Annotated in this window: 22 protein-coding genes; 13 read left to right on the top strand and 9 right to left on the bottom strand. The window is 72.6% G+C overall.

What is annotated here, in order from left to right; genetic code table 11:
• Positions 1–621: 621 nt before the first annotated feature.
• On the top strand, positions 622–1428 hold the full coding sequence (locus tag ACFY9S_RS26330) for a GDSL-type esterase/lipase family protein (RefSeq protein WP_391132529.1): 807 nt from the start codon (positions 622–624) through the stop codon (positions 1426–1428).
• A 4-nt stretch (positions 1429–1432) separates the two neighbouring features.
• On the opposite strand, the gene ACFY9S_RS26335 is transcribed toward ACFY9S_RS26330, so the two are convergent.
• The 4 genes from ACFY9S_RS26335 to ACFY9S_RS26350 all read right to left on the bottom strand — a co-directional run bounded on the left by ACFY9S_RS26335 (position 1433) and on the right by ACFY9S_RS26350 (position 8042).
• Positions 1433–3076: a protein kinase gene (locus ACFY9S_RS26335; protein ID WP_391132531.1), complete on the bottom strand. Its 1644-nt coding sequence runs from the start codon at positions 3074–3076 to the stop codon at positions 1433–1435.
• A gap of 114 nt (positions 3077–3190) precedes the next feature.
• Positions 3191–4801, bottom strand: coding sequence for a nickel transporter (locus tag ACFY9S_RS26340; RefSeq protein ID WP_391132532.1), 1611 nt, complete (start codon positions 4799–4801; stop codon positions 3191–3193).
• A complete protein-coding gene (locus ACFY9S_RS26345) occupies positions 4798–6408 on the bottom strand; it encodes a tetratricopeptide repeat protein (RefSeq protein WP_391132534.1) in 1611 nt (536 codons plus the stop codon). The genes ACFY9S_RS26340 and ACFY9S_RS26345 overlap by 4 nt, the downstream gene beginning before the upstream one ends.
• A 101-nt stretch (positions 6409–6509) precedes the next feature.
• A complete protein-coding gene (locus tag ACFY9S_RS26350; RefSeq protein ID WP_391132536.1) occupies positions 6510–8042 on the bottom strand; it encodes a DUF4331 family protein in 1533 nt (510 codons plus the stop codon).
• Positions 8043–8269: 227 nt separating this feature from the next.
• Here ACFY9S_RS26350 and ACFY9S_RS26355 point away from each other — a divergent pair, with 227 nt between their 5' ends.
• The 3 genes from ACFY9S_RS26355 to ACFY9S_RS26365 all read left to right on the top strand — a co-directional run bounded on the left by ACFY9S_RS26355 (position 8270) and on the right by ACFY9S_RS26365 (position 10014).
• On the top strand, positions 8270–8812 hold the full coding sequence (locus ACFY9S_RS26355) for a sigma-70 family RNA polymerase sigma factor (RefSeq protein ID WP_102911009.1): 543 nt from the start codon (positions 8270–8272) through the stop codon (positions 8810–8812).
• Positions 8809–9621: an anti-sigma factor domain-containing protein gene (locus ACFY9S_RS26360; protein WP_391132538.1), complete on the top strand. Its 813-nt coding sequence runs from the start codon at positions 8809–8811 to the stop codon at positions 9619–9621. Before ACFY9S_RS26355 ends, ACFY9S_RS26360 begins: the two co-directional genes overlap by 4 nt.
• A 126-nt stretch (positions 9622–9747) precedes the next feature.
• The gene (locus ACFY9S_RS26365) at positions 9748–10014 is read left to right on the top strand and encodes a hypothetical protein (protein ID WP_033312817.1); all 267 of its coding nucleotides are present in this window, start codon (positions 9748–9750) and stop codon (positions 10012–10014) included.
• A gap of 173 nt (positions 10015–10187) precedes the next feature.
• On the opposite strand, the gene ACFY9S_RS26370 is transcribed toward ACFY9S_RS26365, so the two are convergent.
• Entirely contained in the window at positions 10188–10970 is a 783-nt protein-coding gene (locus ACFY9S_RS26370) for an ABC transporter permease (RefSeq protein WP_391132540.1), read from the bottom strand.
• A complete protein-coding gene (locus ACFY9S_RS26375) occupies positions 10967–11959 on the bottom strand; it encodes an ATP-binding cassette domain-containing protein (RefSeq protein ID WP_391132542.1) in 993 nt (330 codons plus the stop codon). The genes ACFY9S_RS26370 and ACFY9S_RS26375 overlap by 4 nt, the downstream gene beginning before the upstream one ends.
• Positions 11960–12022: 63 nt before the next feature.
• On the opposite strand from ACFY9S_RS26375, the gene ACFY9S_RS26380 reads away from it, so the two are divergent.
• On the top strand, positions 12023–12739 hold the full coding sequence (locus ACFY9S_RS26380; RefSeq protein WP_391132544.1) for a TetR/AcrR family transcriptional regulator C-terminal domain-containing protein: 717 nt from the start codon (positions 12023–12025) through the stop codon (positions 12737–12739).
• Here ACFY9S_RS26380 and ACFY9S_RS26385 read toward each other — a convergent pair.
• From ACFY9S_RS26385 to hmgA, 3 genes are all read right to left on the bottom strand, one after another.
• Positions 12736–13890, bottom strand: coding sequence for a type ISP restriction/modification enzyme (locus ACFY9S_RS26385; RefSeq protein ID WP_391132546.1), 1155 nt, complete (start codon positions 13888–13890; stop codon positions 12736–12738). The genes ACFY9S_RS26380 and ACFY9S_RS26385 overlap by 4 nt on opposite strands.
• A 26-nt stretch (positions 13891–13916) precedes the next feature.
• A complete protein-coding gene (locus tag ACFY9S_RS26390) occupies positions 13917–14666 on the bottom strand; it encodes a UTRA domain-containing protein (protein ID WP_391132548.1) in 750 nt (249 codons plus the stop codon).
• A 67-nt stretch (positions 14667–14733) separates the two neighbouring features.
• A complete protein-coding gene (hmgA, locus tag ACFY9S_RS26395; protein ID WP_391132550.1) occupies positions 14734–16080 on the bottom strand; it encodes a homogentisate 1,2-dioxygenase in 1347 nt (448 codons plus the stop codon).
• Positions 16081–16233: 153 nt separating this feature from the next.
• On the opposite strand from hmgA, the gene ACFY9S_RS26400 reads away from it, so the two are divergent.
• From ACFY9S_RS26400 to ACFY9S_RS26435, 8 genes are all read left to right on the top strand, one after another.
• On the top strand, positions 16234–16830 hold the full coding sequence (locus tag ACFY9S_RS26400) for a hypothetical protein (RefSeq protein WP_391132552.1): 597 nt from the start codon (positions 16234–16236) through the stop codon (positions 16828–16830).
• The gene (locus ACFY9S_RS26405) at positions 16827–17447 is read left to right on the top strand and encodes a TetR family transcriptional regulator (RefSeq protein ID WP_391132554.1); all 621 of its coding nucleotides are present in this window, start codon (positions 16827–16829) and stop codon (positions 17445–17447) included. The genes ACFY9S_RS26400 and ACFY9S_RS26405 overlap by 4 nt, the downstream gene beginning before the upstream one ends.
• A 93-nt stretch (positions 17448–17540) precedes the next feature.
• Positions 17541–19808, top strand: coding sequence for a molybdopterin-dependent oxidoreductase (locus ACFY9S_RS26410; protein WP_391132556.1), 2268 nt, complete (start codon positions 17541–17543; stop codon positions 19806–19808).
• A 135-nt stretch (positions 19809–19943) separates the two neighbouring features.
• Positions 19944–21362, top strand: coding sequence for a citrate:proton symporter (locus ACFY9S_RS26415; protein WP_391132557.1), 1419 nt, complete (start codon positions 19944–19946; stop codon positions 21360–21362).
• Between the two features lie 24 nt (positions 21363–21386).
• On the top strand, positions 21387–22694 hold the full coding sequence (locus tag ACFY9S_RS26420) for an MFS transporter (RefSeq protein WP_391132774.1): 1308 nt from the start codon (positions 21387–21389) through the stop codon (positions 22692–22694).
• A 100-nt stretch (positions 22695–22794) separates the two neighbouring features.
• Positions 22795–23382, top strand: a complete 588-nt coding sequence (locus ACFY9S_RS26425) for a hypothetical protein (RefSeq protein ID WP_391132559.1) — start codon at positions 22795–22797, stop codon at positions 23380–23382.
• 445 nt (positions 23383–23827) lie between these two features.
• Complete coding sequence (locus ACFY9S_RS26430; protein WP_391132561.1) at positions 23828–24982, top strand: class F sortase; 1155 nt, start codon at positions 23828–23830, stop codon at positions 24980–24982.
• A 170-nt stretch (positions 24983–25152) separates the two neighbouring features.
• Positions 25153–26487 (top strand): ATP-binding cassette domain-containing protein, encoded by a 1335-nt coding sequence (locus ACFY9S_RS26435; RefSeq protein ID WP_391132563.1) that lies wholly within the window; start codon positions 25153–25155, stop codon positions 26485–26487.
• Position 26488: the final 1 nt, after the last annotated feature.

Raw genomic sequence — 26488 nt, forward strand, 5'->3', positions numbered from 1 at the left:
GAGATGGAGCTTCGGGCACGCCGGGTGAGCTGGCAAAGCTGGCCGACTGCGAGAACGGCAGCCGACCGCGCGGCACGGCCCGGAGACAGTTGAGATCACCGAGCACGGCACCCCCCTACCGCGCCCCGCGCCGGTACGTCGCGGTCCTTGAGCCCTCCCCTAGAGCCGCGTACTGACGGACCGATGCGGGTGAGATGTATGACGGTATTGACGATTGAACCCGTATGGCAAGACCTGGAACGGCCTCTCACGTTTTTGTTGGTTTGTTCGTTGTGTCAGGCGTCTTGTGCGACGCAAGTTGCACGTTCCCGTCGCATAAACATGCGTTCCCCGGAGGCAATCAGGGCCTTTGGGGAACGCGTGTTCAGGTGCCGGTGCGGGCGGCGGTCACCGCGCGATCGCAGCAGCCGGTTCAAACGCCGGTGCGCAGGAAGGAAGTTGAGCACCCGTCGACAAGCTTGTCATGAGCACCTAATAGCAGAACCCTGACGCGCGACGTGAGACGTGGGGAACGTGCCAAGCATCCGGGGATGGGCCGAAAAGACTTGGCATGGACACTTCCTGTCAACACGCGTAGCTGCTACCACGGTTATGGCAGAGATCCTGCTAAAGGGAGGTTCCATGAGACGTTCCCGACTTGTCGTCCTCGTGAGCTCGCTCCTCCTCGCCGTCGTCACCGCCCTTACCGGGGCAGCGACGGCGCAGGCGTCCTCACTCGCCGCAACTGGCGGCTACGTGGCGCTCGGTGACTCCTACTCCTCCGGAGTCGGAGCGGGCAGCTACATCAGTTCCAGCGGCGACTGCAAGCGCAGCACCAAGGCCTATCCCTACCTCTGGGCCGCCGCCAACTCACCCTCGACCTTCGCCTTCACCGCCTGCTCGGGCGCCCGAACGAGTGATGTTCTCGCAAATCAGCTCACCCCGCTCAGCGCCTCCACCGCCCTCGTCTCGATCAGTGTCGGCGGCAACGACGCCGGATTCGCCGACGTCATGACGACCTGTGTCACCCAGTCCGACAGCGCCTGCGTCTCCCGCATCAACACCGCCCGGGCGTACGTCGACTCCACGCTCCCCGGCAAGCTCGACGGCGTGTACTCGGCCATCCGCTCCAAGGCCCCCGTCGCCCGGGTCGTGGTCCTCGGCTACCCCCGCTTCTACAAGCTCGGCGCCACCTGCCTCGGCCTGTCCGAGACCAAGCGCAAGGCCATCAACGACGCCTCCGACCACCTCAACACCGCCATCGGCAAGCGCGCCGCGAACCACGGCTTCGCCTTCGGCGACGTCCGCACCACCTTCACCGGCCACGAGATCTGCTCCGGCGACTCCTGGCTGCACAGCGTCAGCTGGCTCAACATCGGCGAGTCGTACCACCCGAAGGCACCGGGCCAGTCGGGCGGCTACCTGCCGGTGCTCAACAGCAACGACTGACCGCTCAACCGGATTCGGAATCGGAGCCGGACTCCGAATCCGGGTCCTGGCCCGAGTCCGGATCCGTGCCGGAAGGAGAAGGGGAGGCCCCGTCGGACGGGGTCTCCGTCTCGCACGTCACGGAGAACGGCACCGACTCGGACGTCGTCCGCACCGGCTCCCGCACCTCGACGCTGATCTCGTTCTCGAACGTCCCGGTCTCCGCCTCGGTCGACACCCGCACCGTGTCCCGCTTCGAACGGCCGCCGCCCTCCGCGAACGACAGCGTCTTCCAGCCCCCGTCCAGCACCTGGCCGTCCCGCGTCACCCAGCGGTAGCTCACCTCGGCCGGCTCCCGTCCCACCGTGAGCGTCGCCGTGAACTCCGGCGCCTGGGCGTTCGGCGGCGGACAGGTGCCCGTGTAGTCCGTGCGCCGGCCCTCCAGGGAGACCCGCACCGACTGCGGCGGTGGACTGCTCTCCTTGCTCTCGCTCGGGGTCGGCGACGGGCTGGACTTCTCGGTCGCGGTGTCCCGCGGGGGACTCTTGGGCGCGGTGGGCGTGGCGTCCCCGGCCCCCTGGTCGTTGCCGCCGGAACCGTCCCCGTTGTTGAGCAGCGCGTACGTCAGACCGCCCGCCGCGAGCGCCAGCGCGATCACCCCCGCCACCAGCACCCGCCCGGTCCTGCGGTCCCGGTCCCGGCCGGTGGCCGCCGGGGTGGCGGTCGACCCCGATGCCGCCGGCGGGCCGGGGAACGGCATCGGGGGAGTGGGAGCGGGCTCGGGGTGGCCCGCGACCGTCGGCGGGAACGCCACCGCCCGCGTCAGGTCCGGGCCCGGCGAGCCGCCCGCCGCGACGGCCCGCAGATCCTGCTCGGCCCGCTCGGGCGGAAGCCGCTGCTCGGGGTCCTTGCGCAGCAGCCCCTCGATCACCGGGGCGAGCGGACCCGCTCGGTACGGCGGCGGCAGCTCCTCGTCGACGATCGCCCGCAGCGTGCTCAGCGGTGTGTCGTGACGGAAGGGGGAATGGCCCTCGACCGCCGCGTACAGCAGCACCCCGAGCGACCACAGGTCCGACTCCGGGCCCGGAGTACGGCCGAGAGCCCGCTCCGGGGCGAGGAACTCCGGCGAGCCGATGACCTCCCCGGTCATGGTCAGCGCCGAGCTGCCCTCGACCATGGCGATGCCGAAGTCGGTGAGCACGATCCGGCCGTCGTTCGAGATCAGCACGTTGGCCGGCTTCACATCGCGGTGCAGGACCCCGGCCTCGTGCGCCGCCCGCAGCGCGGCCAGTACCTCGGCGCCGATGTGCGCGGCCCGCTGCGGTGCCATCGGGCCCTCGGCGTCCAGGACCTCCGCCAGGGAGAGTCCACGGACCAGTTCCATGACGATCCACGGCCGGTCGTCGTCCGTCGCCACGTCGTACACCGTCACCACGTTGTGGTTGGCGACCCGGGCCGCGGCCCACGCCTCCCGCTCCAGCCGGGCGTACATCCGCTGCACGTCGTCGCCCGCCAGCCCGGCCGGGGCGCGCACCTCCTTGACGGCGACCTCGCGGTGCAGCACCTCGTCGCGGGCGCGCCACACCGTTCCCATGCCGCCCTCGCCGAGCGGCGCCAGCAGCCGGTAGCGGCCCGCGATCACACGCTCATGGCCCGGTTCTTCGAACACGGCGCCCCCATTCGCAGCCGGGCGGAATCTCCATGGAGTGTGTTTTCCCCACGAGGACGGACTTCCTCACGACGTCCGCGTTTCTCCTGACGTCCGACGCCTCACGAACGTAACTCAGCCGAGTGCGGATGCCGCCCCCTTGAACACCAGTCCGGCGCCGAGAACCACCACGGCGAAGGCCGAGCCGAGCGGAGCGGTCCGGCGCACCAGGGCCGCCATCGGGCCCACCCCCCAGCGGGGGCGCCGGTCCAGGAGCCGGGTCATGCCGCTGCCCGCCTTCACGACGGCGTACCCGGCGGCCGTGAGGGTGAGCGCCAGGCCGACGCCGTACGCGACGACGAGCAGCAGCCCGAACCAGGCCTGTCCGAGGGCCGCGGCGCCCACCAGCACCACCACGGCGGACGGGCTGGGCACCAGCCCGCCCGCGAAGCCCATGAGGATCGTGCCGCGCAGGGTGGGAGCCACGGGGTGGCTGTGGGTGAAACCGCCGTGGGTGTGCTCGATCGCGTGGGGATGGGCGTGGGGGTGGTCGTGGCCCTTGTGATCGTGGCGGTGGTCGTGGTCGTGGTGGTGGTGATCCTTGTGGTCGTGCGCGTGCGCGTGGTCATGGTCGTGATCGTGGTGGTGGCCGTCGTGGTCGTGGGTGTGGCTTCCGTGGTCGTGTTGACGGCCGTGCGGGTGGGTGTGCGCGCGGTTGCGCAGGGCGCGGCGGAGCAGGCTCGCGCCCGCCAGGGTCACCAGGAGGCCGCTGGCGACACCGAGCCAGGCGATCACCGAGGGCGCCGCCGCCGAGCCGGCCGTGACCAGGAGGCCCAGGGCGATCACGCCCAGGGTGTGCGTGACGGTCACGGAGGCGGCCATGGGCAGGACGTCCTTCATCCGGGCCTGCCCGCCCCGGGCCGCAGCAGTGGCGGCCATGATGGTCTTGCCGTGGCCCGGGGCGAGCGCGTGCATCGCACCCAGGACGACGGCGATGAGGAGGGCCAGCGCGGCGAAGCCGGGGCTGAGGTCCTGCCGGGCCACCAGGTCGTCCAGGGCACGGGTCCAGCGGTCCGCGCCGCGCGGGAGCACCGAGGCCGCGGGGGCGTCCGGCTCACCCCCGGCCAGGGCGGCGCCGCCGGGGCGCACCCGCAGGGCGGCCGACGCCGTGTCGGCCGGGGAGGACAGCAACTCCTCCGGGTAGCGGGTCAGCTCGGCCGATATCGACTTCTCCGGCACGTCCGAGGCGGCGAGCGTCATACGGTCGCCCCGAGCCGTGATCTCCCGCCAGCCCGGGCCGCCGGAGGCACCCGCACCGCGGAAGCCGAGAGACACGGTCTTCTCGCCCGCCGGGAGAGGAGCGGTCAGCTCGCACTCCACACGCAGGGTGTCGAGCCCGGCCTGCCCGGGCCGCACGAGCGCGCGGCTGCGCTCGGCGGAGAGGGCGACCTCGCGTCCGTCGACGGTCGCGCGGCTGTCCCCGGCTGCCGCGGCGCACCGCTCGCGGGCCCACATGGCGATGCCCAGACGCTCGATGTCCGGCCCCGCCTGGGTCGCCGGGATCTCGGCGAGGTCCTCGACGTGGTGGACCCGCAGCTCGCCGGGGGCGGCGACCAGGCCGTCGTAGCGGTTGACGGTGAAGTTGCCCAGCGGGTGGGCGCTCGCCGCGGCGGCGGGCAGCAGGGTGAGCGCGCAGGCGGCCGTGAGGACGGCGGCGCCGGACGCGAACAGCCGGCGCAGGGTCACCGGTTCCCCTCCAGGTCCTTGAGTGCGGTACGGGCCTCGCGCGCGCCGAGGGGCGAGAAGCCGGGGTTCAGGTCCAGCGCGGCCTTCAGATGCGTGCGGGCCGCGCGCTCGTCGCCGGCGGCGCGCTCGATGACGCCGCGGTGGTAGAGGAAGACGGCGTTGCGGTACCCGGTCGCGGTCGCCCGGCGGGCGTACGGCAGGGCCTCCTCGTCGCGGCCGTTGACGTGCAGGGCCCAGGCGAGGGCGTCGGCGGTGTGCACGCTCCGGCGGCGGTCCCACTCGGCGCGGGCGGAGCGCAGGGCCTCCTTCTTGTCGCCGTGGTCGGCGGCGGCCATGGCCGAGTCGAGGTCGGCGTTGACGCCGCCGGCCCGGGCGAGGGCCGTCCAGGCGTCGACGAGGGCGTACTGGTCGCCGGCCTTGGCCCGGTCGCCGTCGGCGCCCCGGGCCTCGTACAGCTCGCCGAGGGCGACGAGCGGACCGGGCAGCGGGAACCGGGCGACGACCTGCTCGAGCCCGGTCACGGCGGCGGCCCGGTCACCGCTCGCGGCCTGGGCGCGGGCGCGCCCCTCCAGAGCGGGCAGGTACGCGTCGTCGGCGGCGAGGGCACGGGCGTAGTGGCCGAGGGCCGTCTTGTACTCGCCCTGGTTCCAGGCGAGTTGCCCGAGGGCGGTGGCCACGTACGCGATGTCGGCGGGGGCGCTCGCGGAGCCCAGGGCGCGCTCCAGCACGGCACGCGCCGTACGGACATCGCCGCGCAGCTCGTGCACGTACGCGTACCGCGTGAAGACGGGCACGCCCGGGCGCCTGTCATCGGCGGTGTCGGCGGCCTTCGCGGCGTCGTCGTACCGGCCGAGTTCGACGAGGGCGTCGATACGGGTGCACAGGGCGCGTTCGTTGTAGGGGTTCTGCTGCAGGGCCCGGTCGGCGTGGTTCAGGGCGCCGGGGAAGTCGTGCCTTGCGGCGGCGAGGGCGGCCTGCCCGGCCAGGGCCCGGTCGTTGCCGGGTTCCAGCTCGAGGGACCGCCGCAGGGCGCGCTCGGCCTGCGGGTACCGGGAGGGGTCGCCCTTGGTGCGGGCCTGCTCGACGTAGGCGACCCCGAGGGTGGACCAGCTGCCGAAGTCCCGCGGCTGGGCGCGGAGGTGCTTCTGCAGGGACGCGATCCCCGCGTCGAGATCCCCCCGCGCGAGATCGCCGGGCGACAGCGCCCCGGCCGCCGACACGGCGGCGACGCCACTCCCGCCGTCCTGCCCGCCGCCGAAAGCGACGGCCCCACCCGTCACCGCGACCGCCAGCAGCACGGCACACCCGGCCATATGCAGGGCCCGCCACCGCCGCCCCCCGTCGGCGGCCCGCCGCATCGCGGCGACCCGCTGGTCCGTGCCGTCGTCGCCGGCCGGAGCGTGGGGGGTCGCTGTGTGTCCGGCGCCGGAGCCGGTCTCGGCGTGGCGGGCGTCGGATGAGCTGTCGGCGCCCTTGCCGGAGTCGGCCCCCGCCCCGGCAGCCGCGCCGCCCTCCCGCTCCCCGGTGATCCGGGGCTCCGGGTCCGTCGAAGGCGCTCGGTCGTCGTCGCGCCTCTCCGGTGTGCTGTCGGTCGTACGCGGAGGCATGACCTCTCCTCGGTCGGATGTGCTGGTGCGTGAGTCGGCGACACGGCCCGCGCCGTGGGGGACGGGGAACGGGCCGTGCCGGTCGGGGGGAGCGGAGCGGGTCAGTACGCCCGGTTCCGCATGCGGCGCCACCACATCAGGGCCGCGCCGATCAGGACGATGCCGCCCGCCCCGGCCCCAGCGGAGGCGGCGATCAGGCGCATGTCGTCCGAACCCTGCGCGCCGGCCGGCTGGAGCGCGTCGCCCAGCTGGCTGCGCACGTCGTTGCCGCCGTCGACGCCCTTGGCGAGCGGGCCGCGCGAACCCTCCGTCGGCAGGGCGACGTACGGGAAGGACTTCTCGAACTTCTTGTCGTTCTCGTCGACCGCGTCACCGAGGTCGTTCTTCGCACCCAGCAGCTCGCCCTCGACGACCTGCAGCGAGGCGTCGATCACGTCGTCGGTGAGGCGACGGCCGTTGGGGAAGCCGGCGTTGTCACCGTCGAGGACACCCAGCCGCTTGGGCTTCGCGGCCGGCTTGATCGAGGTGTTGAGTCGCAGCTGCTCGGAAGGCGTCACGTGCGGGGGCTGGTTGAGGTCCTTGACGCCCTTGAGGTAGACGTCGACCAGGTCGTTGCGCGGCTCGTCCGGCGCCGGGATCTTGTAGATCGCCTCGATGAGCTTGGGCAGCTCCGGGTTGGTGACGTTCTGCAGGAACGCGCCGTCGTCCCGCGGCGTGGACGCGTTGAACTTGTCCTTGTCCTTCAGCGGGTTGACGACCTCGTTGACCAGCGGGTTGCCCAGGCGCGAGACCTGCGCGAAGTACCCCTTGGCGTTCTTGCGCTGGGTCGTCGACCAGATGCCGACGACCGGCTGGTCGTGCGACTCGGCGATGAAGCTGTTGGGGACCTGCAGGGCGATCGAGTTGACGTTGTAGCCCTTGAGCGTGTCGTTGCCGACCTCGGAGAGGTTCCCGCCGTACAGCAGGTCGAAGACGCGCAGATCCAGGAAGAACGGGTCGTCGGCCTGCCCGGCGAACGTCTGGGCACCCCCGGCGAGCTTGTGCACCGCCTGCTTGCGCAGGGCGTCGTAGTCCGGCATCGACGCCTTGCCGACGTTCGACGGCGCCACCGGCACGTCGTCGGCGACCTTGGTCTTCGACACGGCCTTCAGGTTCCGCAGCTTGATCAGTTCGAGGTCGTACGTCTGCGTGATGTTCAGGTCGGGATCGTCGAGGCTCTCGACCGGGCCCGTGTTGTAGAGGAACGTCTTGTCGTTCTTCGTATGAGTCTTGAACGTGTACCGGAAGAGCAGGTCCTCCTTCGCGTCACCGTTGCTGTCGATGCGCAGGTCGTACTGGGCGTCCTCGGCGAACGTGAAGAAGTTGGGCCCGCCGGCCGGTTCCTCGAAGGGGATCCAGTTGGCGACGATGGTCGTCGTGTCCGGCTTGTCCGGGCTGACGAACGCGTACACGTCGGTGTTGTCGTACTGCGGGGTCCCCGAGATCAGCGGGGCCTCGCGGTGGCTGGAGGCGGAGGCCGCCTCGGGTTGCAGCGCGGTCACACCGGCGGCCGTGAGCCCGCCGGTGGCCAGTGCGCCACAGATCACGGTCGCGATGCTCGTGCGTCCCGCGCCGGTCCTGGAGATAGGTGTCATGCCGTCCGTCCTCCGTGCCAACTTGCCTGACACACGCCATTCGGAGCGGTCGGCGAAGCGGATTGGTCGAATCTCAAACGTTCTTACGGGGAGTCGGGGAAGTTGTTTCACCGCCGGGGGACCCGCGTTTTCGGCGCGCCGATCCGTAACACCGTCCGGAGGTGTGTGTGTTGCGAATGCCTCGTGCGAGGGGACAGGCCCGGTGCGGCCTCGGAGAGGGGGACCGAGTGGAGGCGGACGAGCTGCTGCTGCTCGTGGCAGGTGGGGACCAGAAGGCCTTCGAGGAGTTGTACGGACTGGTGTCCGGGCCGGTGTTCGGTCTCGTGCGGCGTGTGGTGCGCGACCCCGCCCAGTCGGAGGAGGTGGCTCAGGAGGTGCTGCTCGAACTGTGGCGGTCGGCGGCGAAGTTCGACCCGGGCCGGGGCAGCGCGATGTCGTGGGTCCTCACCCTCGCCCACCGCCGCGCCGTCGACCGGGTCCGCAGTGCCCGGGCGGCCGGGGAGCGTGAGCAGCGCGAGGCGCTGCGCGCGAACCAGCCCGCCTTCGACCAGGTCACCGAGGAGGTCGAGGCCGGCCTCGAACGCGAGTGGGTGCGCCGCTGCCTGGACCGGCTCACGGTCCTGCAGCGCCAGTCGGTCACCCTCGCCTACTACGAGGGCTACACGTACCGTGAGGTGGCCGAGCAGCTCTCCCTGCCGCTGGGCACCGTCAAGACCCGGATGCGGGACGGTCTGACCCGTATGCGCGAGTGCCTGGGAGGTGTGGCATGAGCCTCTTCCGCCGCGAGGATCCGCACTCGCTCGCCGCGCCCTACGCGCTCGACGCCCTGGAACCCCCGGAGCGGATCCGTTTCGAGAGGCACATGAAGGACTGCGACCGCTGCACCGCCGAAGTGCGCGCCCTGTCCGAGGACGCCGTCCGGCTCGCCTGGTCGACGGCGGCCCCGCCCCCGGCCGCGATGCGCGACCGGGTCATGCTCGCCGTACGGACGACTCCGCAGGACCCGGCGCCGCAGGGCGGCTCTCACGCGCCGGCCCGGACACGCGCCACGCAGCTGCCGCCGCACGTGTGGGGTGCCCAGCCACCGCCGCGGCAACGGCGGCGGATCCCGCTGTTCGTGCCCTTCGCGACGGCCACCGCCGCCGCGGCCCTCGTCGTCGCGTCGCTCTTCGCCGTGCAGGCGAACCGGACCCAGGACCGGCTGACCGCCGAGCAAGATCGGTCACGTGAGATCGCCCACGTTCTGGCCGCTCCGGACGCCCGTGCGGGCAGTGGCCGGGACGGGCGGGGCCGCACCATCGGAGTGATCGCTTCCGCCACGGAGGGGAGTGCGGTGGTCACCCTCGGCGGATACGGCGCCCCCGCGGGCGGTCGAGTGCACCAGCTGTGGCTCATGCGCCCGGGCGCGCAACCACGCTCCCTCGGCCTCTTCGAGAGCGACACGCCCCTGGTCGCAACGGGTCTGGGCACCTCCGCGACGTCACTGGCCGTGACCGTGGAGCCCGCCGGGGGATCGCCGCAGCCCACTACCCAGCCGATCGTCCAACTCGCCCTGAAATCTGTTGGATTCGGAGAGTAATCGGAGATACATCGTCAACCCCCTTATGGGGAAGGTGAATCCTGTGACCGCGATACACGCGTGCCCGGACGGGGCGATAGGGTTAACCTGCCCGGGCCGGGTGGACTCGTACGGGTGGGGAGTGACATGGAACAGATAACAGTGCGCAGCAGGGCCAGGGTCCCTGCGATCACCTGCGGGAGCAGCGCGACCAGTTCGCGCCTCGACCGCCACCTCTCGGTGCTGGGCGGCCCTGCCGTCCCCCAGCGGGAGACGGTCGAGGCGACCTCGCTGATGCGGGAACTGACCGCGCGTCAGCCGCACGACCGCAGTGGCAGGGGCGCGCGCGTGCGTCGCGTCTCCCTCTTCGCGCCGCTGCGCCGGTTGCGCCGCTCGCTCTTCGGCAGCAGGTAGGGGCCCGCGCTCGGGCGGTCACACCGCTCCCGACGCCAGCGCTGCGACACCCGTCGTCCGTCATCCCCGCGGCACGCAGCGGCGCCAGGTGTGTTCCCGAGCGCGGCACGCCCCCTGTCGGTGCCTCATCCCCGCCCGGCAGTGACCGGGGGCGAAAGTCCGCGACCGCCTGTTCACCGCTCCCCGTGCGCGTACTGACGCACGGCCAGCGGCACGAACACGCCGAGCAGCACGGCGCACCACAGGAGTGACCCCGCGACGGGGTGGGCCACCGGCCAGGCCGCCCCGTCGGGAACCGGCGCGTTGCCGAGGAGCTCCCGCAGGGCCGTCGCCACCGCGCTGATCGGATTCCACTCGGCGACCGTCCGCAGCCAGCCCGGCAGCCCGCTCGTCGGGATGTACGCGCTGGACAGCAGGGGCAGCAGGAACGTCGCCCCGCCCAGCTGGCCGGCCGCCTCCTCGTTGCGGGTGAGCAGGCCGAGGTAGATCCCGGCCCAGGTGCACGCGAAGCGGAACAGCATCAGCAGAGCGAACGCGCCCGCCGCCGCGGGCAGGCTCCCCTCGATCCGCCAGCCCACCGCGAGGCCCACCAGCAGGAACGGGACCGTCCCGACGGCCGTGGCCACCAGATCCGCCGCGGCCTGCCCCAGCGGTACGGCCGCCCGGCTCGTCGGCAGGGTACGGAAGCGGTTCGTCACGCCCCGGTGTGTGTCCTGGGCCGCCTGGAACATGCCGGCCATGATCCCGCCCGAGGCGGTCGCCACCAGCAGGCCCGGCACGAGGAAGGCCCGGTACGCCTCGCCCGGCACCGCCAGGGCGCTGCCGAAGACATAGCCGAAGAACAGCAGCATGCTGATCGGCATCGTCTGGGTGAGGATCAGCAGGCCCGGGTTGTTGCGCAGCCGCAGCAGCTGGCGGCCCAGCATCGCGGTTCCGTCGTACGCCAGCACGCTCACGCGGCACGCTCCTTCTCGTCGGTCGTCTGGGTCGTCTGGGTCGTCTCGGTCGGTTCGGGTGCGGTCTCCGTCAGGCGCAGGAACACGTCGTCGAGGGTCGGCGGCCGCAGGCTCACGTCGAGCAGCGGCACACCCGCCGTGTCCAGGGCGCGCACCAGCAGCGGGATCGTGAGCGTCGGGTCCTTGCTGACCGCGCCGACGGCGTTGCGCTCGTGGTCGAACGACGGCTGGGCGCCCGTCAGCCGGTCCAGCACGGCCGCCGCCTTCGTGAGGACGTCCGCGTCCGGCACGACGACCTCGGCGTGCGCCCCGACGAGCGACTTGAGCTGCGCCGGTGAACCGGTGTGGGTGACCCGGCCCCGGTCCACCAGGGCGATGTCGTCGGCCAGCTGGTCCGCCTCCTCCAGGTACTGCGTGGTGAGCAGCACGGTCGTGCCCTCGGCGGTCAGGCCGCGCACCACGTCCCGGATGAGGGTGCGGCTGACCGGGTCGAGGCCGGTCGTCGGCTCGTCCAGGAACAGCACGTCGGGGTGGCGGACCAGGCTCGCCGCGAGGTCCAGACGGCGGCGCATGCCGCCGGAGTAGGTGGACGCGGGGCGGTCGGCGGCCTCCGTCAGGCCGAAGCGGTCGAGGAGTTCAGCGGCCCGGCCGGCCGGACCGCGGACCCGGTGCAGCCGGCCGAAGAGCCGGAGGTTCTGGCGTCCGGTGAGGTCCGAGTCGATCGAGGTGTCCTGCCCGGTGACGGAGATCCGGGTGCGGACGGCGGCGGCCTCGCGGACGAGGTCGTGCCCCGCGACCCGGGCGGAGCCCGCGTCCGGCCGCAGCAGTGTGGTCAACAGCCCTACGGCCGTCGTCTTCCCCGCCCCGTTCGGTCCGAGGACCCCGCAGACCGTCCCCTCGGCGACCGCGAGATCCAGCCCGCGCAGGGCGTGGACCTGCCCGAACCGCTTCTCCAGTCCTTCACTAAGTACGGCGTACGTAGAAGTCATGGCATGACCATAGCGCACTACGTACGCTGTACGTAACTAGGATGGTGGCCGAGGTGATGATCGATGGCGGACCGAGCGGCCGTACCCGAAGTGATCTGGGCGCGCCCCGAGCGCACCGGCCGTGGGCCGAAACCGGCGTTCACCCGCGCCGACATCGCGGCGGCGGCGGTGCGGATCGCCGACGCGTCGGGGCTGGACGGGGTCACCATGCGGCAGGTCGCCGCGGAGCTGGGCTGCGGCACGATGTCGCTGTACAACTACGTCCCCCGCAAGGAGGACCTGTACGAGCTGATGATCGACGCCATCGGCGCCGAGCACGAGATGTTCGAACCCTCGGGCGACTGGCGCGCCGACATGCTCCGCAACGCGGAGCAGACGCGCGCCATCATGTACCGCCACACCTGGGTGCCGCGCCTGATGCCGGGGGTGTTCGGCTTCAGCCCCAACACACTGCGCTACCTGGAGCACTGCCTGGCCTGCCTCGAACCGCTCGATGTGCCGGCCGGCACGAAGACGGAGCTGATCGCGCTGCTCAACGGCGTGGTGACGACGTACACCGGTAACGAGATCGCGACCGCCGAACGCGCCCGCGCGATGCCGTGGTCGGCGGAGGAGGAGAACGCGGTCCGCATGGCCTATCTGGGCGGCCAGATCGCCACCGGCGCGTATCCGCGGCTGACAGCGGCCTTCACGGAGCAGAGCGGCCCGGTCGACCTGGAGGCGGTGTTCCGAAGGGCCCTCGAACGCATCCTGGACACCTTCGACCCCGACCTCCGCTAGAGCAGCGCCAGTTGACCCTCCGGACCCTCCTCGGGGCCCTCCAGTACCGACGCGGGCCGGCGGGCCGTGCTCGGCACCGGGAGGACGCCCGCCGCGCGCAGGTCCGTGGCCGTGACCGGGTCGGGAAGGTCCGGCTCTTCCGGTCGGCGCAGTTCCGCGAGGAGCGCGAGGACGGTGATCAGCTCCAGCAGCTCCGTCGTCCAGGACTGGGGCCAGGTCACGGGACGGATCGCCGCCAGGGTGCCCGGCTCGGCGACGGCGACGCGGGTCGCGAACCACTGCTCAAGGACGCGCACGGAGCCCACCTCGAAGTCCCAGGCCTCCGGCGGCACCGGGGAGATGCGTCCCTCGTCCAGGAACAGGGCCTCCTCGTCCCGGTCGTAGTGCAGCGTCACGGGCCGGGCGGGCAGCGGGGCGCGGACGTAGGGGCGGCGGCCGCCGGGGAGCTTCGGGCGTTCGCCGTCGCGGCGCATCAGCCACAGCATCCGGTGGCCCAGCTCCAGACCCCGCTCCCACTGCTCGGCGTCCCCGGTGAGCGGGACGGTGAGGTCCGGGCGGGCCGTGGCGGTGATCCACGCCAGTACGTCCAGCGGCGCCGGGGTGCCTCCCAGTCGGGCGCCGAGATGCTCCGGCAGGCCCGGGGCCAGGTTGGGCTCGCGGCCGCCCGGGCGCCGGAACAGCGGGCGGATCCGGCCGGTGCGCAGCAGCGGGAGCAGCGAGGTGACGAGCAGGGGCGGGGTGGCCTCGGGCGCCTCCACCACGAAGACCTGCCGTTCGTCCGCCACCCGCCACAGCTCCGGGCGGGCCGCGTCGATCAGCCGCTGGTCGGGGATCAGCCACTGCTCGTCGTAGGGCGCGAGCAGGACGCGCTCCGGTTCCGGACAGGGCCCCGCGGCACGCACCAGCTTTCCCGTGCCGCTGCCGGTCCGGCCGGGCAGCTGCCCGACCGCCGTGTGCAGCGTGCGCGAGCGGGTCGGTGCGAACAGGGCCTCGCGGTCGGGCCCCTCGGCCTTCACCAAGGCGTCCCAGCGGGCCTTGAGGGACGCCGCGTCGGGCGCCGTCGGCCAGCCCCGGCCGAGCCGCGGCGGTGCGACGGACCACGGCATGAGGTCCGCCAGCAGCGGAGCGTCGTCGTGCGTCACGCTGGGCATCGTACGACCTGACGTCGGCCCGCGGGTCAGGTGGCTTCCAGGGTCACCGTGAAGGAGAACCGGTCGCCCCGGTAGTGGATGACCGCCGCGTCGAGGACCCGCCCCGCGGCGTCGTAGGTCACGCCCGTGTAGTGCAGGATCGGGCTCAGCAAGGGGACTTGGAGCAGTTTCGCGGTCTCCGGGTCGGCCAGCCGCGCCTCCACCGTGTCCGTGATGCGGCTGATGTCCGCCCCCACCACGTCCCGCAGCACCTTGGTCATGGGCCACCGGACGAGGTCGTCCAGATCGATCCGCGCGGCCAGTTCGGGCCGCACGTAGTTGCGGGCGTGATTCGTCGGCTCACCGGTGTTCTCGTCGCTCCGCAGCCGGTGGTACGACGCGACCTCCCGCACGTCCGGGAAGAACTCGGCGAGTCCGGCCGGCACGGGTGTGCTGCCGTGGTCCAGCAGTTCGGTCGTCATGCCGGACTGCTGGGCCACGATCGCGTCCACCGAGCCGAGGAGCCGCACCGGGGAGCCCCTGCGGACGTGCGGCTCGATGAAGGTGCCCCGCCGCCGGTGGCGCGTGATCAGCCCCTCGTCCTCCAGCTCCTTCAGCGCCTGCCGCATCGTCAGCACGCTCACTCCGTAGTGCCCCGCCAGCTGCTCCTCCGTGGGCAGCCGCAGTGGGTCCTGGGCCGAGCGGCCGAGGATCGAGGCGCGCAGCGACTGCGACACCTGATACCAGAGCGGCAGCTTGCGGTTCAGGACGATGGAGTCCGGGGCGAAGGAGGTCACGGGCCATCCGTACCGCTAGGAAATGATCAGTGCAAGGGGCTTCTGACGGAGAACCGTCAGAAGCTCTCTAGGCGCGGAAGTGCCGCTCCAGGCCCTGCCAGACGTCGTCGTAGCGCCGCTGGAGGTGTTCCGCGCGGGCCGCGTGCGGGGTGAGGGTGAGCGGCCAGCGGGTCTCGAACATGAACGCCAGACCGTCGTCGATCTTCTGCGGCTTCAGTTCGGCGGCGCTCGCGCGGTCGAACGTCTCCCGGTCCGGGCCGTGCGCCGACATCATGTTGTGCAGCGAGCCGCCGCCCGGCACGAAGCCCTCGGCCTTCGCGTCGTACGCGCCCTCGATCAGGCCCATGTACTCGCTCATCACGTTCCGGTGGAAGTACGGCGGGCGGAACGTGTCCTCGCCCACCAGCCAGCGCGGCGCGAACACCACGAAGTCGACACCGGCCAGCCCCGGGGTGTCCGACGGGGAGGTCAGCACCGTGAAGATCGACGGGTCCGGGTGGTCGTAGGTGATGGTGCCGAGCACATTGAAACGGCGCAGGTCGTAGATGTACGGCACATGGTTGCCGTGCCAGGCCACCACGTCGAGGGGGGAGTGGTCGTAGGTGGCCGTCCACAGGTTGCCGCAGAACTTGTTCACCACCTCCACCGGGCCCTCGACGTCCTCGTACGCGGCGACCGGGGCGTGGAAGTCCCGTGGGTTGGCGAGGCCGTTCGCGCCGATCGGGCCCAGGTCGGGGAGGCGGAAGGGCGCGCCGTAGTTCTCGCACACATACCCGCGGGCCAACTCGTCGAGCAGCTCCACACGGAAGCGGACACCACGCGGAATCAGTGCCACATGTCCCGGCTCCACATGGAGCAGGCCGAACTCCGTGCGCAGCAGCAGCCCGCCGCGCTCCGGGACGATCAGCAGCTCGCCGTCGGCGTCGCTGAACACCCGGTTCATCGACGTGTTGGCCGCGTACAGGTGCACGGCGATGCCGGTGCGCTGGGTGGCGTCGCCGTTGCCGCCCAGGGTCCACAGGCCCGCCAGGAAGTCGGTCTCGGGCGCCGGGTCGGGCAGTGGGTTCCAGCGCAGGCGGTTGGGATCGGGCACGGTCTGGTTGAAGGGGGCGGTGCGGACCGAGCCGTTGTGGGTCCGGGTGAACGCCGGGTGCGCGGCCGACGGGCGGATCCGGTACAGCCACGAGCGGCGGTTGTGCGCCCGCGGCTCGGTGAACGCCGAACCGCTCAGCTGCTCCGCGTACAGCCCCAGCGGGGCACGCTGGGGCGAGTTGCGGCCCTCGGGCAGTGCGCCCGGGACGGCCTGAGAGCTGTGCTCGTTGCCGAAGCCGGAGAGGTAGGCCAGTCCTTCGGCGGTCTTCCGTGCCTCCCCTTGCTCGAACCCGCTCGTGCGGGAGGTACCCCCATCGCCCATGATCGCTGCTCCCTTGCGTCTGATTCCTATGCAGTACCGTAGGATTGCGATTTCCCCGACGCAAGGGGGGCGCGCCCCCTCCTCTCGGGGGATGACACGAACCCGACTTGAGGACGATCCGCCGGGCCGGACGTGTGTTCTAGGCTCCCGAACATGTCGTGGACACGAAGATCTCGCGCCGCGCTCGCGGTCTGTGTCCTCCTCCTGGCCGGATCCGCGGGCTGTGACACCGATGGCTCGCGAGAGGGCGATGCGTCACCCACCCCGGTGGGCGAGGTCCTGGAGGACCGGGACCAGGAGGGTCGGCCCCTTCGTGAGGTCGGGCAGGAGGGCGCCCCGGGCGTCGGCATCGAGGTGCAGCCCGGCACGTCCGGCGGCTGGGACGTACGCCTGACCGTGCGCAACTTCCGCTTCTCGCCGGCCGGCGCGGCAGCCCGCGCGGTGGCCGGGCGGGGCCTCGTCCGCCTCTACGTCGACGACCGTCCCGTCGCCCGGCTCCGCGCCCCCGCCTACCGACTGGACACCCGCCTCGTCCCACGCGGCACGCACCGCGTCACGGCCCGCCTCTGCGCCGACGACGGCACCGTGTGGGCCGTGGACGGCAAGCCCGTGGAGAGCACGGCCGACGTCACCGCGTCGGAGTCCGGCCGGGGGGCGACGCCGGAGGCGGCCTCCCGGCGCAAGGCCCGCACGCAGGGAACGGACAGCGGGGGGCGAGGTTCACCGGACCGCGCCCGAGGGGCATCATGAAGCCCGTGCCCCACGCGACATCGCTCCGTCGCGCGCCCGTGCAGCGGCGCAGCGCCGAACGCCTGACCAGGATCCTCGATGCCTGCGCCGACCTCCTCGACGAGGTCGGCTACGACGCTCTGAGCACCCGTGCCGTCGCCCAGCGGGCCTCGGTCCCGATCGGCTCCGTCTACCGCTTCTTCGGCAACAAGCGCCAGATGGCCGACGCGCTGGCGCAGCGCAACCTGGAGCGGTACTCCGAGCGCGTCACCCAGCGCCTGCGGCAGGCCGGCGAGGACGGGGGCTGGCGGACGGCCATGGACGCCGTGCTCGACGAGTACCTGGAGATGAAACGCACCGCGCCCGGCTTCTCGCTCGTCGACTTCGGCAACCAGATCCCGGTCGGTGCCCGCCACGCCGAACCGAACCACCGCGTCGCCGGCCGGCTGGCCGAACTCCTCTCCGGTCACCTCGACCGCGAACCCGACGACGATCTGCGCCGGGTCTTCCTCATAGCCGTCGAGACCGCCGACACCCTCGTGCACCTGGCGTTCCGGGTCGCACCCGAGGGGGACGAGCGGATCATCGCCGAGGCCCGGGAGATGCTGCGCGCCTACCTGGCCCGCGCCCTCGACTGACCTCGGTTCCGCCAGGCCCTCCCCCAGATGCATACCGGTCGGTATGCTCGGGCGTGTCAGTGCGTCACCGTAGCCGCCGCCCCGGGAGGACCCGTGTCCCGCACCGCCCTGCGTATCTGTCCCCTGTGCGAGGCCACCTGCGGCCTGACGCTCACCATCGAGGGGACGCGCGTCACCCACGCCCGCGGTGATCGCGACGACGTGTTCAGCCGGGGGTTCATCTGCCCCAAGGGTGCCTCCTTCGGGGCGGTCGACTCCGACCCCGACCGGCTGCGCACGCCGCTCGTGCGGCGGGACGGCGAGCTGCGGGAGGCCACCTGGGAGGAGGCCTTCGACGCGGTCGCCGCCGGTATCCGGCCCGTCGTGGAGCGCCACGGCCCGGACTCCGTCGGGGTCGTCCTCGGTAACCCCAACGTGCACACCATGGCCGGCGCCCTCTACCCGGCCGTCCTGCTCGCCGGGCTCGGCACCCGTAGCGTCTTCACCGCCTCCACGGTCGACCAGATGCCCAAGCACGTCTCCAGCGGCCTCCTCTTCGGCGACGCGAACGCCATCCCCGTGCCCGACCTCGACCGCACCGGCCATCTGCTCCTGATCGGCGCCAACCCGCTGGAGTCCAACGGCAGTCTGTGCACCGCCCCCGACTTCCCGGGCAAGCTGAAGGCGCTCAAGGCCCGGGGCGGCACCCTCGTCGTGATCGACCCGCGGCGCACCCGCACCGCGAAGCTCGCCGACCGCCACATCGCCGTCCGGCCCGGCACCGACGCGCTGCTGCTGGCGGCGATGGCGCAGGTGCTCTTCGAGGAGGGGCTGACGGAGCCGGCCCCGCATGTCCAGGGGGCCGGCGAACTGGCCGAGGCACTGCGGGAGTTCACCCCGGAGGCGGTCGCCGGGGCCTGCGACGTCGAGGCCGGCGTCATCCGCGCCCTCGCCCGCGACCTGGCCGCAGCCCCGGCCGCCGCCGTCTACGGCCGTATCGGCAGCTGCACCGTCCCGCACGGCACCCTGGCCAGCTGGCTCGTCGACGTCCTCAACGTCCTCACCGGCAACCTCGACCGGCCCGGCGGCGCGCTTTTCCCGCAGGCCGCCACCGACAAGACCCCGCGCCCCGCCGGACCGGGCCGGGGCTTCGCCCTCGGACGCTGGCACTCCCGGGTGAGCCGGCACCCCGAGGCGAAGGGCGAACTGCCCCTGTCGGCCCTCGCGGAGGAGATCGACACCGCCACCGCAGAGGGCGAGCCGGTGCGCGCCGTGATCGCCGTCGCCGCGAACCCCGTGCTGTCCGCGCCCGACGGCGACCGGCTCGACAAGGCGCTCGACTCGCTCGACTTCATGGTCAGCGTCGACCCGTACCTCAACGAGACCTCGCGCCACGCCGACGTGGTCCTGCCCCCGCCCCCGCCCTCCCAGAGCCCGCACCACGACTTCGCCTTCAACACCCTTGCCGTACGCAACCAGGTCCGCTACACCCGCCCGGCCGTCCCGCTGGAGCCGGGCCGCATGGCCGAGACGGAGATCCTCGCCCGGCTGATCCTGGCCGTCACGGGCATGCACGGGGCGGATCCGGCAGCCGTCGACCAGATGGTCGTCGACCAGACCCTCGGCAAGGCGGTCGAGGAACCGCACTCACCCGTGCACGGCCGTGATCCCCGCGAACTCGCCGCGCAGCTCACCGGCGACACCGGCCCCGAGCGACGCCTCGACATGATGCTGCGCCTCGGCCCCTACGGCGACGGCTTCGGCGTACGACCGGACGGCCTCAGCCTGGACGAGCTGCTGGCACACCCGCACGGCATCGACCTCGGCCCGCTGGAACCCCGCCTGCCGCAGCCCCTGAAGACCCGCAGCGGCCGGGTGGAGCTGCTGCCCGGCCCGATCGCGGACGACCTGCCCCGCCTGCGCGCGGCCCTGACCGAACGCCCTGAGGGGCTCGTCCTGGTCGGCCGCCGTCATCTGCGCTCCAACAACAGCTGGATGCACAACGTGCCCGCCCTCACCGGCGGCTCGAACCGCTGCACCCTGCACATCCACCCCGAGGACGCCGAACGGCTGGGCGTCGAGGACGGGGCCGCAGTACGCGTGAAGGGCGCCGGGGGAGAGGTCACCGCACCCGCGGAGGTCACCGACGCGATCCGCCGGGGCGTGGTCAGCCTGCCGCACGGCTGGGGCCACAACCGTCCCGGCACCCGCCTCAGCCACGCCTCCACGGACCCCGGCGTCAACGTCAACCAGCTCCTGGACGGCCGTCTGCTCGACCCGCTGTCGGGCAACGCGGTCCTCAACGGGGTGCCGGTCGAGGTGGCCCCCGAGACGGGCCCGGAAGCCCCCTCCGTGACCGAAAAGCACACCGCCCTGACCTGAGCAAAGCTGTGACCAGCAGTTTTGCGCTTATTGCTCGCACGTCAACGTCTTGTTAACGCTGCTTGAACGCACCTAACGTCTCGGACACCGCCGGCCCTGGTGGGATGTTCAAGGGCGAACGTTAGGTATCAACTCATGCTGACCATCCTCGGCTTCGCCATGATCGCGACCTTCCTGGTCCTGATCATGATGAAGAAGATGTCGCCGATCGCGGCGCTCGTGCTGATTCCCGCGCTCTTCTGCGTGTTCGTCGGCAAGGGCGCCAAGCTCGGCGACTACGTCCTCGACGGCGTGACCGACCTCGCCCCCACCGCGGCGATGCTCATGTTCGCGATCGTCTACTTCGGCGTGATGATCGACGTCGGTCTCTTCGACCCGATCGTGCGCGGCATTCTCAAATTCTGTAAAGCCGATCCGATGCGGATCGTCGTGGGCACCGCCCTGCTCGCCGCGATCGTGTCCCTGGACGGCGACGGCTCGACGACCTTCATGATCACCGTCTCGGCGATGTACCCGCTGTACAAGCGCCTGAAGATGAGCCTGGTCGTGATGACCGGTGTCGCCGCCATGGCCAACGGCGTCATGAACACCCTCCCGTGGGGCGGCCCGACCGCCCGCGCCGCGACCGCGCTGAAGCTCGACGCCAGCGACATCTTCGTCCCGATGATCCCGGCGCTTCTGGTCGGTCTGCTCTTCGTCTTCATCCTCTCCTACGTGCTCGGTGTGCGTGAGCGCCGGCGGCTGGGCGTGCTGACGCTGGACGAGGTGCTGGTGGACGAGAAGGTCGAGGAGAAGGAGACCGAGACGGTCCTCGTGGGCGCCGGCGGCTCCGGCGACGGCAAGGTCTCCATGCGCAAGAGCGTCGCGGGCGGTGCCGGCTCCGGCACGGACGCCGACGACCAGGACGACGACTTCCAGGGCCTCGACCCCCACCGCGCCACGCTGCGCCCCAAGCTGTACTGGTTCAACGCGCTGCTCACGGTCGGCCTGCTCACCGCCATGATCATGGAGTGGCTGCCGATCCCGGTGCTGTTCCTGCTCGGTGCCGCGCTCGTCCTCTCCGTCAACTTCCCGCACATCCCGGACCAGAAGGCCCGCATCGCCGCCCACGCCGAGAACGTCCTGAACGTCTCCGGCATGGTCTTCGCCGCCGCCGTCTTCACCGGCGTCCTCCAGGGCACCGGCATGGTCGACCACATGGCCAAGTGGATGGTGGACGTCATCCCCGCCGGCATGGGCCCGCACATGGCGCTCGTCACCGGCGTCCTCAGCCTGCCGCTCACCTACTTCATGTCGAACGACGGCTTCTACTTCGGTGTCCTGCCCGTCCTCGCCGAGGCGGGTGCCGCGCACGGTGTCTCCCCGCTGGAGATGGCCCGCGCCTCCCTGGTCGGCCAGCCGCTGCACATGTCCAGCCCGCTCGTCCCGGCCGTCTACGTCCTGGTCGGCATGGCCAAGGTGGAGTTCGGCGACCACACGAAGTTCGTCGTGAAGTGGGCCGCCCTCACCTGCCTGGTCATCCTCGGCGCGGGCATGCTGTTCGGGATCATCTGAGCCACGTTCATGGAGGACGTCATCGTGAGGCCCGGTGGGAACCGCGGCTGGCTGCTCCGCCTCGTCATCGCCTTCGGCTTCGCGCAGGGGGCGGTGTCGATGGCCCGGCCCGCCGTCTCCTACCGGGCCCTCGCGCTGGGTGCGGACGAGCGCGCGATCGGTGTGATCGCCGGTGTGTACGCCCTGCTGCCCCTCTTCGCCGCCGTTCCCCTCGGCCGCCGCACCGACCACGGCCGCTGCGCGCCCCTGCTGCCGGCCGGCGTCGTCCTCATATCCGGCGGCTGCGCCCTCAGCGGCGTCGCCGGTTCCCTGTGGACGATGGCCCTGTGGAGCGGGGTGATGGGCCTCGGGCACCTGTGCTTCGTCATCGGCTCCCAGTCCCTCGTCGCCCGCCAGTCCGCGCCGCACGAACAGGACCGCAACTTCGGGCACTTCACCATCGGCGCGGCCCTCGGCCAGCTGGTCGGCCCGATCGCCGCGGGCGCGCTGATCGGCGGCGACGACATGGCGGGCAGCAGCGCGCTCGCCCTGCTCGTGGCGGGCGCCACTGCGGCGGTGGCGTTCACCTCGCTGTGGCGCATCGAGCACCGCCGTACGGCGCCCACGTCCCGCGCGGACAAGCGCGACCGGGTCCCGGTCCGGGGCATCCTGCGCACCCGGGGGGTGCCGGCGGGCATCTTCATCAGCCTCGCCGTGCTGTCCGCGACCGACATCCTGACCGCCTACCTCCCGGTGGTCGGGGAGCACCGGGGTATCGCGCCGTCCGTGATCGGCATCCTGCTCAGCCTGCGCGCGGCGGCCACGATCGCCTGCCGCATGGTGCTGACGCCCCTGCTGCGGCTGCTCGGGCGGACCCTGCTGCTGACGGTCACCTGTCTGCTGGCGGCCCTGCTCTGCGCGGGCATCGCCCTGCCGGTGCCGGTGTGGGCGCTGGGACTGCTGCTCGCCGCGCTGGGCTTCTGCCTCGGGGTCGGCCAGCCGCTGTCCATGACGACGGTCGTCCAGGCCGCACCCGACGAAGCCAGGTCCACGGCCCTGGCCCTGCGTCTGACCGGCAACCGGCTCGGCCAGGTGGCCGCGCCCGCCGCGGCCGGGCTGATCGCCGGAGTCGCCGGTGTGGCGGCGCCGTTCGTGATGCTGGGAGTGCTGTTGCTGCTGTCGTCCGGCGTCGCCGTACGGTCACGGAGCGAACCGGGAGAGCCGGGGGAGGAGTCGGGGGAACCGGGGGAGCCGGGGGAGCGGGTGCCGGAGCCGGAGGCTGATGGCGAGGTCCGCGGTGCGCGAAGAGGCTTCCGATGCCGGGTGCCGCTGCGCCGGAAGAGCGATATCTGACGCGTCGTAGGGCGGTGCTGCGCCTCTTTCGGTGCCGAGGTGACAGAGAGTCAGGTGACGAGGTGTTTGTATGTAAATCATCTGACTTGGAGGCATGTTCATGCCCGTCGTACCCCTCGCGCGTCGTGCCGGCACCCGCACCGCCGCCGTCGCCGCCCTCGCCCTCGCAGGGACCACCCTGAGCGGGGTCTCCGCCGTCGCCGCTCCCGTGCCCGGGGACAACGGAGACGTCAAGATCCACGCCAGCACGACGGCCTCGGACAACCAGCGCAACGACCCGAGGGTCTGCGACTTCTACCTCGCCGCGTTCAACTTCGACTCGGGCGAGAAGGTCAACTGGACCATCCAGACCCAGCCCGAGGTTCCGGGCGGGGCCACGCGCACCGGCAGCTTCACGGCCGACCCGACCGGCCAGGGCCGTACCGCGGCCGTCGACCTGCCCAACGGCCAGTACAAGCTGACGTGGCTCACCGACCAGGCCCACGGCGCCGGCAAGTTCAAGGTGTTCAAGGTCGACTGCCCGACCTCCAAGCCGACGACGCCGGTCGGCGGCCCGCCGGCGGGCGGTGGCGGCATCGCCCGCGGTGAGGCCTTCACGCCGGTCACCGGCGCGGCCGCGGTCGGCCTGGCCGCCGTCGCCGGGACGGTGTGGTTCCGGCTCCGCCGCCGCCCCGATGGCGCCGCGTAAGCCACGTTCCGCGGATCGCTCCGCCCCGCCGGGGCGGGGCGGAGACGCGCTCGGGTCCGACGCCGGGCCGGTGAGGCGACGTGCAGACGGCGCCGGCTCCGGCGCCGCCCCGGCGGTCCGGCGAGCGGCGGGCTCCGGTTCCGCCGGCGGGGCGTCGTCGGGGTGGCGTGAGGGCGGTTCCCGTTCCGTCCGCGTGTCGTCCGGGCGGCGTGGGGTCGGTGCCGGTCCCGCCGTCGTTCCGGAGGTTCGGCGGGGTGGTGTCGGTCCGGGGCGTCGGGTGGGTTCTGGTCCTGCCGACGGTCCCGCGGGGCGGCGCGGTTCCGGTTCCGCGGGAGTGTCTGCGGGGTGGCGTGGGGGCGGTACCGGACCTGCCCGGGTGTCGTCGGGGCGGCGTGGGGGCGGGGCCGCCGCGGGCCCGGTCGTCCGGCGTGGAGCCGGGTCCGCTGTGGCCCCCGCCGCGCGGCGGGGTTCCGGTTCCGGCGCCGTCCCGGCCGGGCGGTACGCGGCGGCCGCCGGTGTCCCCGGCGGGTGGCCCGGGCGGGCCCGTAGGCCCTGGTACCGCACGCGTGCCTACCGGCTGACGCGGACGGCCGTGGTGGCCGTCTCACTGCTGCTGATGGCCGGGGTCTGCTGGGACCGGGGCGAAGAGCCCGGCCCGACGGTCACGGCCCTACCGCCGGACCTCACGACGGCTGCGCACCCGGCCGGCTCCGGCACGGGCACCGCGGCCCTGCCCACGGCCTCCGGTGCCGGCCCGGCAGCCTCCGCCCCTCGCACCGGCCCGGCAGCCTCGCCGGGGGCCTCCCGCCCCCGCACCGGCACCGCTGCCCTCCCGGCCGAGTCCACCGCCCCCGGCCCCCGCACTGGCCCCACCACCCGGCCACCCGCGCCCCCTACGGCCGCGCCCCGCACCCCGGGGCCCGCCACCAACGGACCCCGCGGCTCCGGGCCCGCCGCCGACAAACCCCGCACCCAAGGGCCTCGCGCCGCCCCCCAGCCCTCCGCCCCAGGGCCCCGCAAGGGCAGGCCCGCCCCGCCGCACAGCCGGCCCGCGGCCGCCACCCCGCGCCCCGCTCCTCCCCGGCCCGCCGGTGCTGCCCAGGCCGCCCGGAAGCCCCACCGCCCGGCCGGCGTCCGCCCCCTGCCCCGCTCCCGGGCCACCCGGCTCCTCATCCCCTACCTCCGCGTCGACGCCCCGGTCATGGGCCTCGGCCTCGACCGCGACCGCCGCCTCACCGCGCCGCCGGACGACGACCCCGAGCTCGTCGGCTGGTACCGGCACGGTGCCTCACCCGGCGAGCAGGGCACCGCCGTGGCCGTGGGGCATCTGGACACCGACAGCGGGCCCGCCGTGTTCGCGGGGCTGACCGAGCTGAAGCGGGGCCGGATCGTCGAGGCCCGGCGCGCCGACGGGCGGGTCGCCGTCTACACCGTCGACAAGATCAAGTCGTACGAGAAGACGCACTTCCCCAGCCAGGAGGTGTACGGCACCCGGGGCCGCCCCGAGCTGCGTCTGATCACCTGCGGCGGCAGCTACGACCGCAGGAAGGGCTACTCCGGCAACGTGGTCGTCTTCGCCCACCTCACCGGCATCCGCTGAACCGGGCCGTCCGCCTTCTCAGCAGATGGACCGAAGCCCCCGATCTTGTCCGGTGTCTTCCCCCGGCCGCACACATTCCGTTAGCTTCCGTGACCCACAGCCCCGTACGACCCGCACGGGGCTTCCGACCGCGGAGCACCAGCGCCCTGATGACCCCTCGGGGGCCCCTCATGACACGCGCCATCTCCCTGCACGACGTGAGCAAGGCCTACCCGCGCGGCCCCCGCGTGGTGGACCGGCTGTCGCTGGACGTCTCGCCCGGCGAGTTCCTCGTGCTGCTCGGCCCGTCCGGCTGCGGCAAGTCGACCGTGCTCAGAATGATCGCCGGGCTGGAGGAGATCGACGAGGGCCACCTGCTGCTCGACGGCGAGTACGCCAACGACCTGCTGCCGTCCGGCCGGGACATGGCGATGGTCTTCCAGAACTTCGCCCTCTACCCGAACATGACCAGCCGCGCCAACATCGGCTTCCCGCTGCGCATCGAGGACCCGGGCGCGGACCCCCGCCCCCGCGTCGACGCCACCGCCCGCATGCTCGGCATCGAGGACCTCCTCGACCGCCTGCCCGGCCAGTTGTCCGGCGGCGAACGCCAGCGGGTCGCCATGGGCCGGGCCATCGCCCGTCATCCCTCCGCCTTCCTGATGGACGAGCCGCTGTCCAACCTCGACGCCAAGCTCCGCGCGCATCTGCGGGCCGAGATCTCCCGGCTCACCCGGGAACTGGGCGTCACCACGATCTACGTCACCCACGACCAGGCCGAGGCCATGTCGCTCGGCGACCGGGTCGCGGTGCTGCGCGGGGGTGTGCTCCAGCAGGTCGACAGCCCCCGGGCGGTCTACGCGCTGCCACGCAACGTCTTCGTCGCGGCCTTCATCGGCACCCCGCGCATCAACCTGCTGCGCGGCCTGGTGCGGGCCCCGCTCGACGGGGCGATGACCATCAGCCTGGGCAAGCAGTTCCTCCGCCTGCCCGAACCGCTCTCCCTGGACCACCAGTTGCTGCGGGTCCAGCAGGGCCGTGAGGTCATCGTGGGTCTGCGCTCGGAGGCCATCAGGATTGCCGAGCGCAGCGCGGCCCGCCCCGGCGAGGTGCCGATCACCGGCCTGGTCGAGCACGTGGAGTTCCAGGGGCACGAGGTCCTGGTCCACTTCAACACCGGCTCCAGCCCCGCCGTCGTCCCCGACCTGGAGGCCCCGCGCCCCCGGCCCGGCCGCCCCGCCCGGCGGCGTCGCCGCGAGGGCTCGGTCCTCACCAGGCTCCGGGAGCGGTCCGCGGCCGGGCGGGCCGGACCCGTGATCGCCCTGGACCGTCCCGAGCCCGCCGCCCCCGCGAGCACCGACGTACGCCTGCCCGGCGACCTCATCGTTCGCACCACCCCGGACCTGGCCCTCCGGCACGGCATGCAGGTGCCGCTCCTGGTGGACCTCGCCCACCTCTTCGTCTTCGACCAGCACGGCGACCGGATCTGTCCGCACCCGGACCGCCTGCCCGATCTGGGGGAGTGAG

It is taken from the genome of Streptomyces sp. NPDC012474 (assembly GCF_042955185.1).
Lineage (GTDB): Bacteria > Actinomycetota > Actinomycetes > Streptomycetales > Streptomycetaceae > Streptomyces > Streptomyces cahuitamycinicus.